General features: G+C 71.3%; 14 protein-coding genes. 6 read left to right on the top strand and 8 right to left on the bottom strand.

Annotation, left to right across the window (positions count from 1 at the left end):
- Positions 1 to 38 precede the first annotated feature (38 nt).
- From QRN49_RS01055 to QRN49_RS01030, 6 genes are all read left to right on the top strand, one after another.
- Positions 39 to 2,102, top strand: coding sequence for a cell division protein PerM (locus QRN49_RS01055; RefSeq protein ID WP_284753402.1), 2,064 nt, complete (start codon positions 39 to 41; stop codon positions 2,100 to 2,102).
- A 41-nt stretch (positions 2,103 to 2,143) separates the two neighbouring features.
- Entirely contained in the window at positions 2,144 to 2,737 is a 594-nt protein-coding gene (purN, locus tag QRN49_RS01050) for a phosphoribosylglycinamide formyltransferase (RefSeq protein ID WP_071404669.1), read from the top strand.
- The gene (gene purH, locus QRN49_RS01045) at positions 2,734 to 4,368 is read left to right on the top strand and encodes a bifunctional phosphoribosylaminoimidazolecarboxamide formyltransferase/IMP cyclohydrolase (RefSeq protein ID WP_284753401.1); all 1,635 of its coding nucleotides are present in this window, start codon (positions 2,734 to 2,736) and stop codon (positions 4,366 to 4,368) included. Before purN ends, purH begins: the two co-directional genes overlap by 4 nt.
- Before the next feature lie 562 nt (positions 4,369 to 4,930).
- Entirely contained in the window at positions 4,931 to 6,739 is a 1,809-nt protein-coding gene (locus QRN49_RS01040; protein ID WP_027466673.1) for an ABC transporter ATP-binding protein, read from the top strand.
- Between the two features lie 101 nt (positions 6,740 to 6,840).
- Positions 6,841 to 8,640, top strand: a complete 1,800-nt coding sequence (locus tag QRN49_RS01035; RefSeq protein ID WP_284753426.1) for an ABC transporter ATP-binding protein — start codon at positions 6,841 to 6,843, stop codon at positions 8,638 to 8,640.
- A 37-nt stretch (positions 8,641 to 8,677) separates the two neighbouring features.
- A complete protein-coding gene (locus QRN49_RS01030) occupies positions 8,678 to 9,106 on the top strand; it encodes a DUF805 domain-containing protein (RefSeq protein WP_110863162.1) in 429 nt (142 codons plus the stop codon).
- 48 nt (positions 9,107 to 9,154) lie between these two features.
- Here the strand turns inward: QRN49_RS01030 and QRN49_RS01025 are convergent, their stop codons facing one another.
- The 8 genes from QRN49_RS01025 to QRN49_RS00990 form a co-directional block, all read right to left on the bottom strand.
- Positions 9,155 to 9,508 (bottom strand): MGMT family protein, encoded by a 354-nt coding sequence (locus QRN49_RS01025; protein WP_284753400.1) that lies wholly within the window; start codon positions 9,506 to 9,508, stop codon positions 9,155 to 9,157.
- Positions 9,509 to 9,533: 25 nt separating this feature from the next.
- Complete coding sequence (locus QRN49_RS01020; protein WP_027466669.1) at positions 9,534 to 9,989, bottom strand: GNAT family N-acetyltransferase; 456 nt, start codon at positions 9,987 to 9,989, stop codon at positions 9,534 to 9,536.
- A 104-nt stretch (positions 9,990 to 10,093) separates the two neighbouring features.
- Positions 10,094 to 10,843, bottom strand: coding sequence for an SDR family NAD(P)-dependent oxidoreductase (locus QRN49_RS01015; RefSeq protein ID WP_284753399.1), 750 nt, complete (start codon positions 10,841 to 10,843; stop codon positions 10,094 to 10,096).
- On the bottom strand, positions 10,843 to 11,640 hold the full coding sequence (locus QRN49_RS01010) for an SDR family NAD(P)-dependent oxidoreductase (protein WP_284753398.1): 798 nt from the start codon (positions 11,638 to 11,640) through the stop codon (positions 10,843 to 10,845). The genes QRN49_RS01015 and QRN49_RS01010 overlap by 1 nt, the downstream gene beginning before the upstream one ends.
- On the bottom strand, positions 11,637 to 12,986 hold the full coding sequence (locus QRN49_RS01005; RefSeq protein ID WP_284753397.1) for an MFS transporter: 1,350 nt from the start codon (positions 12,984 to 12,986) through the stop codon (positions 11,637 to 11,639). Before QRN49_RS01005 ends, QRN49_RS01010 begins: the two co-directional genes overlap by 4 nt.
- A gap of 82 nt (positions 12,987 to 13,068) precedes the next feature.
- Positions 13,069 to 14,097 carry an asparaginase gene (locus QRN49_RS01000; RefSeq protein ID WP_111093564.1) on the bottom strand — a complete coding sequence of 343 codons (1,029 nt, stop codon included), beginning with the start codon at positions 14,095 to 14,097 and terminating at the stop codon, positions 13,069 to 13,071.
- Positions 14,094 to 14,468, bottom strand: a complete 375-nt coding sequence (locus QRN49_RS00995; RefSeq protein WP_284753396.1) for a hypothetical protein — start codon at positions 14,466 to 14,468, stop codon at positions 14,094 to 14,096. Before QRN49_RS00995 ends, QRN49_RS01000 begins: the two co-directional genes overlap by 4 nt.
- Entirely contained in the window at positions 14,468 to 15,370 is a 903-nt protein-coding gene (locus tag QRN49_RS00990) for a polysaccharide deacetylase family protein (RefSeq protein ID WP_111024790.1), read from the bottom strand. Before QRN49_RS00990 ends, QRN49_RS00995 begins: the two co-directional genes overlap by 1 nt.
- Positions 15,371 to 15,394: the final 24 nt, after the last annotated feature.

The following is a 15,394-nucleotide window of genomic DNA, read 5'->3' as shown; positions in this document are numbered from 1 at the left end:
CCCGTCGTTCCGGCTGCGGCTCACGTATCCTCGCTGCGATGAACCGCCTGGGAACCGCTCTGCTCGCCGCGATCGAGGCGGTCGTGACGGTCGGCGTCGGCATCGGGATCGCCCTCGTGCCCCTGACGCTGCTCTGGGGGTTCGAGTACGGCCTGCAGGTCGACTGGGACGTGTTCTGGAAGGCCACCGGCAGCGTCTGGCTCGTCGGGCACGGCGTCGACGTCTCGTTCCTGCTCGGGTCCGCACTCGCCAAGAGCACCGGGGTCAGCGGCGCAGCCGACCCCATCCACGTGACCCTGGCGGCCCTCGGGTTCGCGGTCGTGACGGCCTGGCTCGGCGCCCGCGCCGGACGTCGGTTCGCGGAGACCGAGCACCGCACCACCGGGCTGCTGGTCGGGACCGCCGTCGTCGCGCTCCTCGGTCTGGCCGTCGCCCTGTCGTCGACCTCGGCTGCCACCCGCCCCACGCTCTGGCAGGCCGTGGTGCTGCCGGCGCTCTGGTTCGGGATCCCCGCACTCGCCGCCTCCGAGGTCTGCCGTCGTCGCCGTGACCTGCCCGCCGACGCCGGCACCCAGCGCATCATCGACCTGGTCGACCGCATCCCCGCCGTCTGGCGGTCCGTCGCCGGGTTCGGCCTGCGCGCCGGGACCGCCGCGACCGCCGTGGTCGTCGGCGTGGCCGCGGTACTGGTCGGCCTGCTCCTCTTCACGTCCTTCGCCGAGGTCATCACCCTGTACGAGCAGTCGCATGCCGGGGTCATCGGCGGCGTCGCGCTCACCGTCGGGCAGCTCGCGTTCCTGCCGGACTTCGTCGGGTGGGCGACCTCGTGGCTGATCGGCCCCGGGTTCGCCATCGGCACCGGGTCGAGCGTGTCCCCGATCGCCACGACCCTGGGCCCGATCCCCGGCCTGCCGGTCTTCGGTGCGCTACCGACCTCTGGGCACACCTTCGGGCTCGTCTGGATCCTCGTGCCGGTCATCGCCGGGTTCGCGATCGGCGGCTCGATGCGGCCGCGGTTGGTGCGGGCCCTGGGCGCCGCCGACTCCGCGCTGCACCGTGCACTCGGCGGTGTCGTCGCAGGACTCGTGGCCGGAGTGCTCACGGGGCTCATCGCCTGGGTGTCCTCCGGTTCGTTCGGCCCCGGGCGCCTTGCCGACGTCGGCCCGAACGCCCTCGCGGTCGGCGGGTTCGCCGCACTCGAGATCGGCCTGCCGGCGATCATCGCCCTCGCCGCGGGCAGTGACCTGGTCCGGCTGCCGGACCGCGGGTGGACGCGGGAGCGCTGGACCGAGGCCGACGAACCCGACGATGCCCACGACACGGCGCGCGCCGGTGTCGACGTCAGCGAGGGGTCCCTGCTCGCCGCGCTCGACCAGGCCGGCGCCGGGCGCACCACCGACGTGCACCGCTTCGTGGTCGAGGAGTCCCACGACGGGTCGACCGCTGCACGGCCCCGTGCGACGACCGAACACGTGACCGAGCCGGTCAGCAGTGAGCCGGTCAGCAGCGCGCCGATCGGCAGCGAGCCTGCCTCCGCACCCGCACGGCCCGCCTCCGCACCCACGCCCGTCACACCCGCGCCCGTCGCACCGCGCGCCGGCGACACCGACCACGACGTCGAGCTCCCCGACTGGGCGAAGACCGACGCGGTGGCCGCCGACCGCCTGGCCGCCGAGCCCGAACCGGAGCGCCGCAGTGCCGGACGAGCAGCCCTGGGTGGCCTCCGCGACCGCCTGGCCGGTGCGGCCGAGGGCGTCCGGGGACGAGCCGGTGCACTCCGCGACCGCGTGACCGGCTCCGACGCCGAGCCGGAGCAGCCCGGCTCTGAGCGGCCTGCAGCCCAGACAGCCGCGTCCCGCCCCGCACCCGCCCCGGTGCCGACCGACGCCCAGCCGGCGTTCCCGTGGAGCACCGAGGAGTTCGTGGCCGGCCGCGACGACGTGGACGAGACGGCCGAGGCGGACCGCGTGGACGTCGCGCTCGACACCCGAGCGCCCGCCTCGAAGCCGGCGGAGCCGTCCCGCCCGGCGAAGTGGGACGTCACCGACCAGATCCCCGAGGACGAGCTGCCCTGGTGGCGGCAGCCGAAGGACGACCGGTAACAGCGCCCGTCGGGTCCGTGCCTGCCGGTAGGGTTGGTGCCGTGCTCGAACTGGTCGTCCTGATCTCCGGTACCGGGTCGAACCTCCGAGCCCTGCTCGAAGCGACCTTCGACGCCGAGTACCCCGCCCGTGTCGTCGCCATCGGTGCCGACCGTGACGCCGAGGGTCTCGGCCTGGGCGAGGAGTTCTCGATCCCGACCTTCACGGTGCCGTTCACCCGCTACGACTCCCGCGCCGAGTGGGGCCAGGCCCTGGCGGAGCAGATCCGCCCGTGGTCGCCCGACCTGCTCGTGCTCTCCGGCCTGATGCGCCTGCTGCCCCCGGCCGTGGTGTCCGAGTTCGCCCCGGGGATCATCAACACCCACCCGGCGTACCTGCCCGAGTTCCCCGGCGCCCACGGCGTGCGGGATGCCCTCGCTGCCGGGGTCACCGAGACCGGTGCGAGCGTCATCGCGGTCGACGACGGCGTCGACACGGGGCCGATCCTCGCGCAGGAGCGCATCCCGGTGCTGCCGGGGGACACCGAGTCCACGCTGCACGACCGCATCAAGCCGGTCGAGCGCCGCCTGCTCATCCAGACCATCCTCGACATCGCCAACGGCACCACCGACCTGAAGGGCACCCCGAGCGCATGAGCGTGCACGCAGCCGACCCCAGCCTCTACCGCGACCGTGACGTGGTCCCGGTCCGCCGTGCACTCATCTCGGTGAGCGACAAGTCCGGCCTGCTCGAGCTCGCCGGTGCCCTGGCCGACTCCGGGGTGGAGATCGTGTCGACCGGCTCCACCGCCCAGACCATCCGTGACGCCGGGTACGCCGTCACCGACGTCGCGAGCGTCACCGGGTTCCCGGAGTCCCTCGACGGTCGCGTGAAGACGCTGCACCCGTCGGTGCACGCCGGTCTGCTCGCCGACCTGCGGCTCGAGTCGCACGAGCAGCAGCTCGCCGACCTCGACATCGCGCCGTTCGAGCTCGTCGTCGTGAACCTCTACCCGTTCGTCGAGACCGTGGCGTCGGGTGCCGACACCGCGACCGTGGTCGAGAACGTCGACATCGGCGGCCCCGCGATGGTCCGCGCCTCGGCGAAGAACCACCCGAACGTGGCGATCGTCGTCTCCCCGGCGTCCTACCCCGAGGTCGTCGAGGCCGTCCGTGCCGGCGGAACCACGCTCGAGCTCCGGAAGCGCCTCGCCGCCCAGGCCTTCGCGCACACCGCCGCCTACGACACCGCGGTGGCGTCCTACTTCGCGAGCGACGTCGTCACGGCCGCTGCAGCCCCGACGACCGCCGGCGACATCCGGACCCCCGGTGCGTTCGACGAGCACCTGGCGGTCGAGGCCGAGCTGTCGGCGACCCTGCGCTACGGCGAGAACGCGCACCAGGCCGCGGCGCTCTACACGACGTCGGACGGCACCGGCATCGCGCAGGCGACGCAGTTGCACGGCAAGGAGATGTCGTACAACAACTACGTCGACGCCGACGCAGCGGTCCGTGCAGCGTTCGACTTCGACGAGCCCGCCGTCGCGATCATCAAGCACGCCAACCCGTGCGGCATCGCGATCGCCCCGGCCGACGCCGCCGACCCGATCGCCTCGGCCCACGCCGCCGCGCACGCCTGCGACCCGCTCTCGGCGTTCGGTGGGGTCATCGCCGCGAACCGCCCGGTCACCGTGGCCATGGCCGAGACCGTGAAGGACATCTTCACCGAGGTCGTCGTCGCCCCCGGGTTCGACCCCGAGGCGCTCGAGATCCTGTCGCGCAAGAAGAACATCCGCCTGCTCACGCTGCCGGCCGACTTCGCGCTCGCCGACCGCGAGGTCAAGCAGATCTCCGGCGGCTTCCTGGTGCAGGACGCCGACCGATTCACGGGCTTCGACCAGGCCACCTGGACGCTCGTCGCCGGCGAGCCCGCCGACGAGCAGACCCTCGCCGACCTGGCCTTCGCGTGGCGTGCGAGCCGTTCGGTGAAGTCGAACGCCATCCTGCTGGCGAACCAAGGCGCGAGCGTCGGTGTCGGCATGGGCCAGGTCAACCGGGTCGACTCCTGCCACCTCGCGGTGAACCGTGCGGGTGACCGTGCGACCGGCAGCGTCGCGGCGTCGGACGCGTTCTTCCCGTTCGCCGACGGCCTGCAGGTGCTGCTCGACGCCGGTGTCCGTGCGGTGGCGCAGCCCGGCGGCAGTGTCCGCGACGACGAGGTCATCGCCGCGGCGAAGGCCGCTGGCGTCACGATGTACTTCACGAGCGAGCGCCACTTCTTCCACTGACGTGAACAATCGGTGGCGAACCATTGCGCGCCGTGAGTCACTGTGAATAGTCTGTAAGGCTCCGCGGCAGGCAGCCGACGATCCCTCGGGACCGGCGGCACCGCGGACACAACGGTGACGAAGACGACGACTGGAGTGACGATGGACAACATGACCGGAACCGTGGCGACGGCCGCCCGTGCAGGTCTCGTGTCCGTCGTGGGGACCACTCCCGCACGGCGATCCCTGATCGCACCGCGGCCCCGCGCCGCGGCCGCCGTCTAGTCGGGCCGTTCCCACGGCCCCGCGACGCAGCACCACCGGCGTCCGCGAACCACCCGCCTGAACCCCGGGGGACGACTGTCCCTCGGTGCCTCCGGCCCGACCGACGTCACGCGAGTGACGGCGGAGACGCGACCACGCGCCCGGCCGATGATCACCACGCAACGCCACACCGAGCCTCCAGGCCGAAGCCGCGCGACGCGAGCAAGCAAGCAGCAAGCGAGCAAGCGAGCAAGCAAGCAGCGAGCACGCACCGCGCAGCGCGACCCGGGGACCCGGCAGACGCATGAGGACGCAACGCATGTCCAAGTCGCCCACCACGGCGCGCCCGTCCACCTTCCGCGCGATCGCGCGGATCTACCCCTACGTGAAGCCCTACCAGGGGCGCCTCATCGGCGGCATGGCCGCAGCGATGGGAGCCTCCCTGGTGGCGCTCGCAATCCCCTACGTGCTGCAGTGGCTCGTCGACGGTCCGCTGTCGTCGCGCGACTCGGCACAGATCTGGCCCGCCGGGCTCGGGGTGCTCGCCCTCGGTGTGCTCGAGGCGTTCTTCATCGCCTCGCGCCGCCGGCTGGTGATGCGCCCCTCGACCCGCATCGAGACCAGCATGCGCAACTCGCTCTACGCGAAGCTGCAGGACCTGCCGGTCGCGTTCCACGACCGCTGGGAGTCCGGGCAGCTGCTGTCCCGTTCCGTGTCGGACCTGTCGCTGATCCGGCGCTGGCTGGCTTTCGGCGTCGTCCTGCTCGTCGTGAACATCGTGACGATCGTCGTCGGCTTCGTCGTGCTGTTCACCTTCGGGTGGATCCTCGGGCTGATCTTCTTGATCGCCTCGATCCCGCTGTGGATCAACGGCCTGCTGTTCGAGCGCCGGTACTCCGCCGTCGCACGCCGCAGCCAGGACCAGGTCGGTGACCTCGCCACGAGCGTCGAGCAGTCGGTGCACGGCATCCGCGTGCTCAAGGCGTTCGGTCGCGGCGGCGCGAAGCTCGAGGAGTTCAGCGAGCAGGCCGAGGCCCTGCGCGGCACCGAGATCAAGAAGGCGAAGGCCATCGCGGGCATCTGGCTGTGGCTGCTGCTCGTGCCGGACGTCGCGTTCGCGCTGTGCCTGCTCGCTGGCATCTGGCTGGCATCGCAGGGGCAGCTCAGCGTCGGCCAGCTGTTCGCCTTCTTCGCGACGGCGACGGTGCTGCGGTTCCCGATCGAGTCGATCGGCTTCCTGCTCTCGATGACGTTCGACACGCGCACGGCGGTCGACCGCTTCTTCGAGGTCATGGACTCCGAGAACACCATCACGGACCCGGAGCACCCGAAGACGATCGCGGAGCCGCACGGCGCCCTGTCGTTCAACGGCGTGCACTTCCGGTACCAGGACTCCGCACCGCAGTACCCGGACCTGATCAACGGCGTCGAACTGCAGCTGCAGCCGGGCGAGACCATGGCGCTCGTCGGGCTCACCGGCTGCGGCAAGACGACGCTGCTCTCGCTCGTGCCGCGTCTGTACGACGTGACCGGCGGTTCGGTGACGATCGACGGGGTCGACATCCGCGACCTCACCCGCGAAGAGCTGCGCCGGCACGTCGGCGTCGCCTTCGAGGACGCCACCCTGTTCTCGTCGACCGTGCGTGAGAACGTGCTGCTCGGTCGACCGGACGTGCAGGGTGCCGAGGCCGAGGCGCTCATGCGCGAGGCGCTCGACATCGCGCAGGCGTCCTTCGTGGACGACCTGCCCGACGGCGTCGACACCCGGGTCGGTGAAGAGGGGCTGTCGCTGTCCGGCGGCCAGCGCCAGCGCCTGGCACTCGCCCGCGCGATCGCTGCGCGGCCGTCGGTGCTCGTGCTCGACGACCCGCTGTCGGCGCTCGACGTCGACACCGAGGCGCGGGTCGAGGCGGGCCTGCGACGCGTGCTCGCCGACACCACGTCGCTCATCGTGGCGCACCGTCCGTCGACGGTGACGCTGGCCGACCGGGTCGCCCTGATGGAGAACGGCGTCGTCACGGCCGTCGGGACCCACCACGACCTGATGGCCACCAACGAGCACTACCGCTACGTCATCTCGTCGCTCGACGACGACGACGCGACCGCACGACAGGAGGCGATGGCATGAGCCAGCAGACCGACCAGAACCTGCCGGGAGGAACGGCGTCCGTCCCGCAGGAAGCTCCGGACGAGCAGGCTGCCGCCCCCGTCACCGCCTCGATCACCACCATGGGCGTGCGCGGCGAGGAGCGTGATGACTTCACGAAGGCCGAGAGCAAGCGCCTGCGGCGCCGGTCCCTCGCCCTGCTCGGGTCCCTCGCCGCACCGCTGAAGCTCCGGCTGGTGCTGCTCGGGATCGTGGTCGTGGTCTCGACCGCCGGCACCGTCGCGGGTCCGGCGCTCATCGCGTGGGGCATCGACAACGCCCTGCCCGCGGTGATGGACCAGAACGACTGGGTGCCGGCGTTCGGCGTCGTCGCGACGTACATCGTCGTGGCCGTCCTCGGCGCGGTGCTCACCGCCTGGTACACGGTGCTCGCGGCACGGATCAGCCAGGCAATCCTGTTCGACCTGCGCAAGCGGGTGTTCCTGCACACGCAGCGGCTCTCGCTCGAGTTCCACGAGACCTACACGTCGGGCCGGATCATCTCGCGCCAGACGAGTGACCTCGACTCGATCCGCGAGCTGCTCGACTCCGGGTTGAACCAGCTCATCCAGGGCGTGCTGTACATGGCGTTCACCGCCGTGGCCCTGGTGCTGCTCGACCCGACGTCCGGGCTCGTGCTCGCGGTGTCGCTCGTGCCGCTCTGGTTCCTGATCCGCTGGTTCCAGACGAACTCGCAGACGCTGTTCCGCTCCACCCGTGTCACCTCGGCGCGTGTCATCGTGCACTTCGTCGAGACGATGACGGGTATCCGAGCGGTGCAGGCGTTCCGCAAGGAGTCCCGCAACCGTGACGAGTACGGCGGCTACGTCGAGGACTACCGGGTGGCGAACACGAAGGTGTTCAACCTGTTCGGGACCTTCGACCCGGTGCTCGTGCTCATCGGCAACGCCACGCTCGCCGCGGTCGTCATCGTCGGCGGCTTCCGGATCGTCGGCGGGACGCTCGAGGTCGGTGCGCTGCTCGCGGTCGCGCTGTACGCCAAGCGCTTCTTCGACCCGGCGCAGGAACTCGCGATGTTCTACAACGGGTACCAGTCGGCCTCGGCGGCGATGGAGAAGATCTCCGGTGTCCTCGAGGAACGGCCGAGCGTGCCGGACCCCGTGAAGCCCACCCGCCTGGCGGACGCCACCGGGAAGATGGACTTCGACGACGTCGTCTTCGCCTACAACAAGGGCAAGGTCGTGCTGCCGGAGTTCGACCTGCACATCCCGTCGGGGCAGACCATCGCCCTCGTCGGGTCCACCGGTGCCGGCAAGTCGACGCTCGCCAAGCTCATGGCGCGCTTCTACGACCCGACCCAGGGCTCGGTCAAGCTCGACGGTGTGGACCTGCGGGACCTCGACACGAAGGACATGCGCCGCGCGATCGTCATGGTCACACAAGAGGCGTACCTGTTCTCCGGCACCGTCGCGGACAACATCGCGCTCGGCAAGCCCGGTGCGTCGCGTGAGGAGATCGAGGCGAGCGCCAAGGCGGTCGGCGCGCACGAGTTCATCATGGCGCTGCCCGACGGGTACGACACCGACGTGAACAAGCGCGGCGGCCGTGTCTCGGCGGGTCAGCGGCAGCTGCTCTCGTTCGCGCGGGCGTTCATCGCGGACCCGAAGGTGCTCATCCTCGACGAGGCCACGGCGTCGCTCGACATCCCCTCGGAGCGACTCGTGCAGGAGGGCCTGGAGACGCTGCTCGCCGACCGCACCGCGGTGATCATCGCGCACCGGCTGTCCACCGTCGCGATCGCCCACCGGGTGCTCGTGATGGAGCACGGCCGGATCGTCGAGGACGGCACCCCCGCCGACCTCATCGCCGGCACCGGGCGGTTCGCCCAGCTGCACGCGGCCTGGCGCGACTCGCTCGTCTAGGCCCCGGTCGGGCTGCACCACGTGGTTGGCTTGCTCCATGAGCAACGACAGCGTGGTGCAGCCCGGCGGCGTCGCCCTGCACGACCCCTTCTACGGTGCCCCCTTCACCGAGGCCGTCCGACGGTTCTGGCGGAAGTACACCGTGTTCACCGGACGGGCATCGCGCGCCGAGTTCTGGTGGTGGTGGCTGACGTCGTTCGCGATCGGGCTCGTGCTGCAGCTCGTGCCGCAGGTGTTCACGCCGGACACCCCGGTGCTCGAGAACCCCGTCGGCTCCTACCTGTTCATGCTGTGGGTGCTCGCGACGCTCATCGGGTCGCTCGCGCTCGGCGCCCGACGGCTGCACGACGCCAACCTGTCCGGCTTCTGGCAGTTCCTGCACGTGCTGCCGGGCCTCGGCTCGCTCATCGTGTACGTGCTGTGCCTGCTGCCCGCGAACCCGAAGGGTGCGCGCTTCGACCGCTGACGGCCGATCCGGTGCGGACCCCGGCGGGCCGACCTGCGCGGCCGGGGATCAGAACGGGTCGTCCGCGTCCGTGGCGGGTGACCAGCGCGCACGACGCATGTCGAGCCTCCAGGCCGTCGTCCCCTGCACGAGCGGCGTCCCCTCGGCGCGGTAGTGCTCGAGCGCCCGGGCCTCGTGGTGGAGCGGCGGGTGCCCACCCGCGCGCACCACGCGCCACCACGGCAGGTCGGCGCCCTCGTGCGCCATCACCTTGCCGACGGCACGCGACGCCCGCGACCCGAGGGCTGCGGCGACGTCGCCGTACGTCATGACGTGACCCGGCGGGATCATCCGCACCACCTCGGCGACGGCGGCGCCGAAGTCGACGGCCGCGTCGTCGGACGGTACGGCGTCGGAGGGCACGGCGTTGGAGCGTAGTCGGGGAACGCTAGAGCGTCAGGACCGCGAAGTGGTCGCCGTACTGGGTCTCGCGCACGACCTCGAAGCCCACGGCGCGGAAGAACGCCTCGGGGCTGTCGTCGCCGCCCGGCTCGTACACGACCGTCAGTCGCTCGAACCCACGGCTGCGTGCCTCGTCCGCCAGCCCGTGCACGGCGAAGCGACCGACGCCCCGGCCCTGTGCGCTCGCCGCCACGTTGACGCGCCAGATGCAGCTGCGCAGCTCTTCCTGCGCGTTGTCGGCGTCGAACGAACCGATGATCAGGCCGAGGACCTCGTCGTCGTCGAGGACGACACGGGTCCACGCGGAGCTCGGCTTGACGTCGGACTCGGCGACCCCGTAGGTGGTCGGCTGCACGAACTGTTCCTGGCCCGGCTTGAGCGTCAGGGAGTTGGCCGCGGCAGCGGTCTTCGCGGAGAGTTCTTCCAGGCGCAGGTCGGACATGCGGCCAGGCTAACGGTGCAGACCCTGCGGAAGCCAGTGACGACGGCAGACCGAGACCGCACCGTTGCCGCGGCGGAACCGGGCGGCCGACCGGCGTGTGGTGCTCACGGCATGACGTCACCCGAGTTCGGGCCGAGCGTCTGCCCGGTGTACAGGTCACCCGCTGGCGACGACGCGAGCAGCAGCGCGGTCGGAGCGACCTCGGCGGGGGCCCCGAAACGTCCGATCGGGAGCTCCGCGGCCTTGTCCGTCCGCCACTGCTCCGTCATCCGGTCGGTCATCGGCGACACGATCGGGCCGGGTGCGATCGCGTTGACGAGCACGCCCCGTCCGCTCCACTCGATCGCGGCGCTCTTCGTCAGCGCGATGACGCCGGCCTTCGCGGCCGCGTAGTGCGCGACCTCGGAGCCGCCCTTGATCGCCAGCTGGGAGGCGAGGTTGATGATGCGCCCGTGCCCGTCGCGGAGCATCCGCCGACCGACTGCTCGCATCACCAGGAAGACCCCGGTCAGGTCGATCGCCATGACGCGCGCCCAGTCCGCCGTGGTGAGCTCCTCGAGCGGGGCCTGCGTGAGGACGCCGGCGGCGTTCACCAGGACCTGGATCCCGCCGGACTCCTCGTCGACCGACGCCACGGCGGCCTCGACCCCGTCCTCGTCCGTGACGTCGAGCACGATGGTCCGGACGCCCAGCTGCTCGGCGAGCTCCGCCAGGCCGTCGACGTCGAGGTCCGCGGCGACGACCCGCGCTCCGGCGGCGACGAAGGTCTCCACGATGGCGAGACCGATGCCGCTCGCACCACCCGTCACCAGGGCGGTCGTCCCGGTGAGGTCGAACACCGTCCCGTCGGTCATCAGTCGGCCATCAGGATGGTCAGGCCGCCGTCGACCACGAGTTCCTGCCCGGTGACGTAGCGCGCCTCGTGGCTGAGCAGGAACCGGATGGCCGCGGCTGCTTCGTCGGCGTGGCCGACACGACCCCACGGGATCCGCGCACCCGCGGCGGCGAGGCCCGCCGGGCCGAGCGAGTTCTGGGCGTCCGAGGACTGCGGGGTCTCGATGAGCCCCGGGACGATGGTGTTCACCCGGATCCCGCGCGGTGCCAGCTCGGCTGCCGCACTCCGGGCGAGGCCGATCACCGCCGCCTTGCACGCGGCGTAGTGGCTGTGTGCGACCCAGCCGTACACGCCGCCCGCGATCGAGGACACGGCCACCATCGACCCGCCCCGGTCGAGGTGCCGGGCACCGGCCCGGAGCGTGCGCATCACACCGTGCAGGTCCACCTGCAGGATGTCGTCCCACGCCGCGTCGGTCATGGTGTCGAGCGGCTGCCGACGGAGGACCCCCGCTCCCGCCACCACGTGGTCGACGCGACCCCAGCGGTCGACGGCCGCCTGGAACACGGCGTCGACGTCCTCGGTGCTGCGGACGTCCGCGGTGACCGTCAGCGCACTGCCCCCGGCCGCCTCGACGGCGTCGACGACGGGTGCGGGATCGTGCGGGTCACCCGCGAACACGGGGATGACGATGTTCGCGCCGTACTCGGCGAGCTGCACCGCGAGGGCCGCGCCGATCCCGCTCGCGGCGCCGGTGATGACGACCACGCTCCCCGAGAACTCGGAGTACACGCCGGTCGGTGGCGTGGCGCTCAATGGTCGATCACCGCCACGCGCTTCGTCCCGAGCATGATCAGACCCGAGAGGACCATGCCGCCCGCACCGACGATGAGGGCGGCCGGGCCGAGCCCGATGCTCCCGGCGACGAGGGCCGTCAGCACAGCCGAGCCTATGATGGTGCCGGGCTGGCCCATCGCGGTGACGAACGCGGACCCGGTGGCGCGGCAGCTCGAGTCGAAGCACTCCGCCTGCAGGAAGAGCAGCGACGCGTACGGGCCGAGCAGGAAGAACAGCGTCAGCATGTACGTGACCAGGACGTAGCCGAAGTCGTCCGGACCGAGCACGAAGAGGGTCCAGCAGACACCCGCGAGCACCCAGCCCACGACGATCGTGGTCTTGCGGCCGATGATGTCGCCGAGCCAGCCGTGGAACAGGTAGCCGGCGGCGCCGACCACGTTCGACAGCACGATGATGAGCAGCGACATGCTCGCGTCGACACCCTTGACGCCTTCGAGCATCGTCGTCCCGAGCACGCTCGTGGTGGTGATGCCGAAGTAGTTCACGATCCACGCGATCGAGAGCACGACGGTGTTGCGTGCGTACCGTCGGCCGAAGATCGCCCGCAGCGGGTTCGGCCCCTCGTCGACGATGCCGAAGCGGGCGGCGACCTCGGTGGCTTCCTCGGCGCGACCGGACTTCCGCAGCTGCCGCAGGTACGTGTTCAGACGGTGCTGCGGCGTCTCCTTGATGCCCTTGCGCAGGAACAGCACGAACAGTGCCGGAACGGTGGCGATGAGGAACGCGAGCCGCCAGGACTCCTGTCCGAACAGCCCGTTGATGCCGGCGATGAACGCGGCCGCGAGGAGCGCACCGATCGGCCACCCGGTCTGGACGAGGCTGTAGAAGAAGCCGCGACGCTTCTTGACGCCCTCGAGCTCGGTGAGCGCGAAGACCTCGTTGAGGTAGGTGGAGTTGACCGACTGCTCGGCCATCCCGAAGCCGCTCAGGGCCCGGAAGCCGACGAGCGAGGCGACCCCCGTCGACGCCGCCGTCAGCAGCGACGACAGGGCCGCGCCACCGATCGTGATCATCATGCCGCGGCGCCGGCCGAGTCGGTCCACGACCAGACCGACGAGGACGACGACGACGAAGACACCGACGCTCACGAGGGTGTTCGCCAGCAGGGCGGTCTGTTCGTTCCACCCGAAGTCCTCGGCGATGCGGGGGAGGAGCGTGCCGAACATGATGAAGTCGTAGACGGCGAGGGTCCAGGCGAAGAACGCCAGGGTCGCGCCGCGCTTGGTCTCCTTCGGCCCGATCGTCGGGAACGTCCCGGTGGCGAGCTCGAGGTCCTCGGGCTCGTGGATGGTCGTGGTGGACATGGTCTTCCTCTCGGTACGGCGGTGCGGCGCTGCGACGGCGGCGCGGCGCGGGCTGACGGGCGGAGGCGGAGCGTGGGTGCGGTCAGGGGTGGCCGGTCGGGGGAGAGCCCCGGCCGTGGGCGGCGAACGCCGCGTGGATGCGGTCGTCCGGGGCGTCGAGGGCGAGCAGGGCAGCCAGCAGGAGACGCGCCTTGAGGCCGTCGAGGTTGCCGGCGGGGACGAGTCCGGCGCCGAGCAGGTCGATCTCGCCGCCCGCGAAGCCGTACGTCGTCGTGAGCGTCGCACCGGCGCCGGTCCGCGACGCCAGCACGACCGGCATCTGCGCGGCGAGGGCGCGGACGGCGTCGACCGTGCGCTCGGCGACGTGCCCGCCGCCGAAGCCCTCGATGACCGCGCCGCGGTACCCGAGTCCGTCCAGGGTCGACAGGACCCGGCCGTCGTCGGCGAGGGTGACCCGGTGCAGGGCCACCGGAGGCAGCGGCGCGACGCGTGTGGTGAGCGCGGGCGCTCGGGACGCCGGAGCGTGGAAGACGGGCGAGCCCTCGGTGACCCGTCCGAGCGGACCGGAACCCGGTGAGGCGAAGGCACCGGTCGACGAGGTGTGCGTCTTGCGGACCGTCCCGGCGGCGTGCACCTCGTCGTCGAGCACGACGAGGACGCCACGTCCCACTGCTGCCGGTGCCGCGGCCACGCACACGGCCGCCAACAGGTTGGCCGGGCCGTCCGCCCCGGGCGAGGAGGCGTGGCGCATCGCTCCGGTCACCACGAGGGGCTCGGGGCGGTCCCAGGCGAGGTCGAGCAGGTACGCGGTCTCCTCGATGGTGTCCGTGCCCTGCGACAGCACGACGCCCGAGGCTCCGGAGGCGACGGCGTCCCGCGCGGCGTCGAGCGCCCGCTGCACGTCGTCGAAGTCGAGCGAGGGCGAGGGCACCATGCCGAGCTGGCGGGCCTCGACCCGTGCGACCTGCGCGATGGCCGGCACACCGGCGAGGAGGTCGCGGGCTGCGATCCGCGGGACGGCGCCGCAGTCGCGCGGATCGCCCGAGGTGACGCTCGCGATGGTCCCGCCGAGGGCGAGGTACACGATCCGGGGGAGCGTGGGGTCCGTCACGGCAGGGTGTCCCTTCGTCGAGAGACCGCGCGGGCGAGGCAGCGGTGTTCCCAGTCGGTGTCGCCACGCGGGTCGGCCCTGCGGACGCGGGTGGCGACGGCCGACCAGTCGGTGCGCCCGGCTCCGACCTGTTCGACCGCGTCCAGGACCCCGTCGACGCCCTGGGCCACGACGCGCTTGCCGGTCGGCCCGACGATCACGAGCCGCACGGTGCCCGGGACCTCGTGGACGCGGATCCGATCGTCCGCGAAGAGCCGGGTCGCCCAGGCGGCCAGCCGGAGCTGCGCCCGCTTGCGCGCGGCGGGGGTGTCCTCGACACCGGCGGCGTACCAGTCACGGTGCCCACCGTTCCCGCCACATCCGCCGCACATCAGTACTCGCGTGGGCGCTCGGGCTGCGCGAACGGGAAGCGGACGCGGAAGTCGTCGGCGATCTCGTTCATCGTGACGAACCGGACGCCCTCGTGGCCCCCGATGTACTCGATGAGCCGCTCGATCATGAGCAGGACCTGCGGTCGTCCGGAGACGTCGGGATGGATCGTGATCGGGAAGACGGCGTAGTCGAGCTCGCGGTACACCCAGTCGAACTGGTCCTTCCACATCTGCTCGACGTCGCGCGGGTTGACGAAGCCGTGGCTGTTCGGGCTCGACTTGATGAACATCATCGGGGGCAGGTCGTCGACGTACCAGTTCGCCGCGATCTCGACGAGGTCGATCTCGCTCCCGTGGACGAGCGGCGTCATCCACGTGTGCGGGTCCTGCGAGTAGTCGATCGGTGTCCACTGGTCGCCGACGATCGAGTAGTAGGGGACGAAGTCCTTGTGCTGCTGACTGTGGTCGTAGCTGAACCCGAACTTCTCCAGGAGCGTGGGCGTGTAGCTGCTCAGTTCCCACCACGGAGCGACGTAGCCCGTCGGCTGCTGACCGGTGAGTCGCGTGATCAGCTCGACCGAGCGCTCCATCACCGCGTCCTCCTGCGCCTCGGTCATCGCGACGGGGTTCTCGTGGCTGTACCCGTGCGCACCGATCTCGTGGCCGGCGTCGAACAGGGCCTTGCACTGGTCCGGGAAGGTCTCGAGCGAGTGGCCGGGGATGAACCAGGTCGCTGCGATGTCGGCGCGGTCGAACACCTTCTGCAGACGGGGGACGCCGGTCCGTCCCGCGAAGATCCCGCGCTGGATGTCCGAGGGGGAATCCGCCCCTCCGTAGGAGCCGAGCCAGCCTGCGACCGCGTCGATGTCGACGCCGAAGGACACGAAGATCTCTTTCACCATGGGCCACCGTCTCTCGTCGTTGCT

The organism is Curtobacterium sp. ME-Dv--P-122a (assembly GCF_030209645.1).
In the GTDB taxonomy this organism is placed as follows: domain Bacteria; phylum Actinomycetota; class Actinomycetes; order Actinomycetales; family Microbacteriaceae; genus Curtobacterium; species Curtobacterium flaccumfaciens.
The sequence above is the reverse complement of the archived record's forward strand: the minus strand, read 5'-3'. Positions and strand labels throughout refer to the sequence as shown.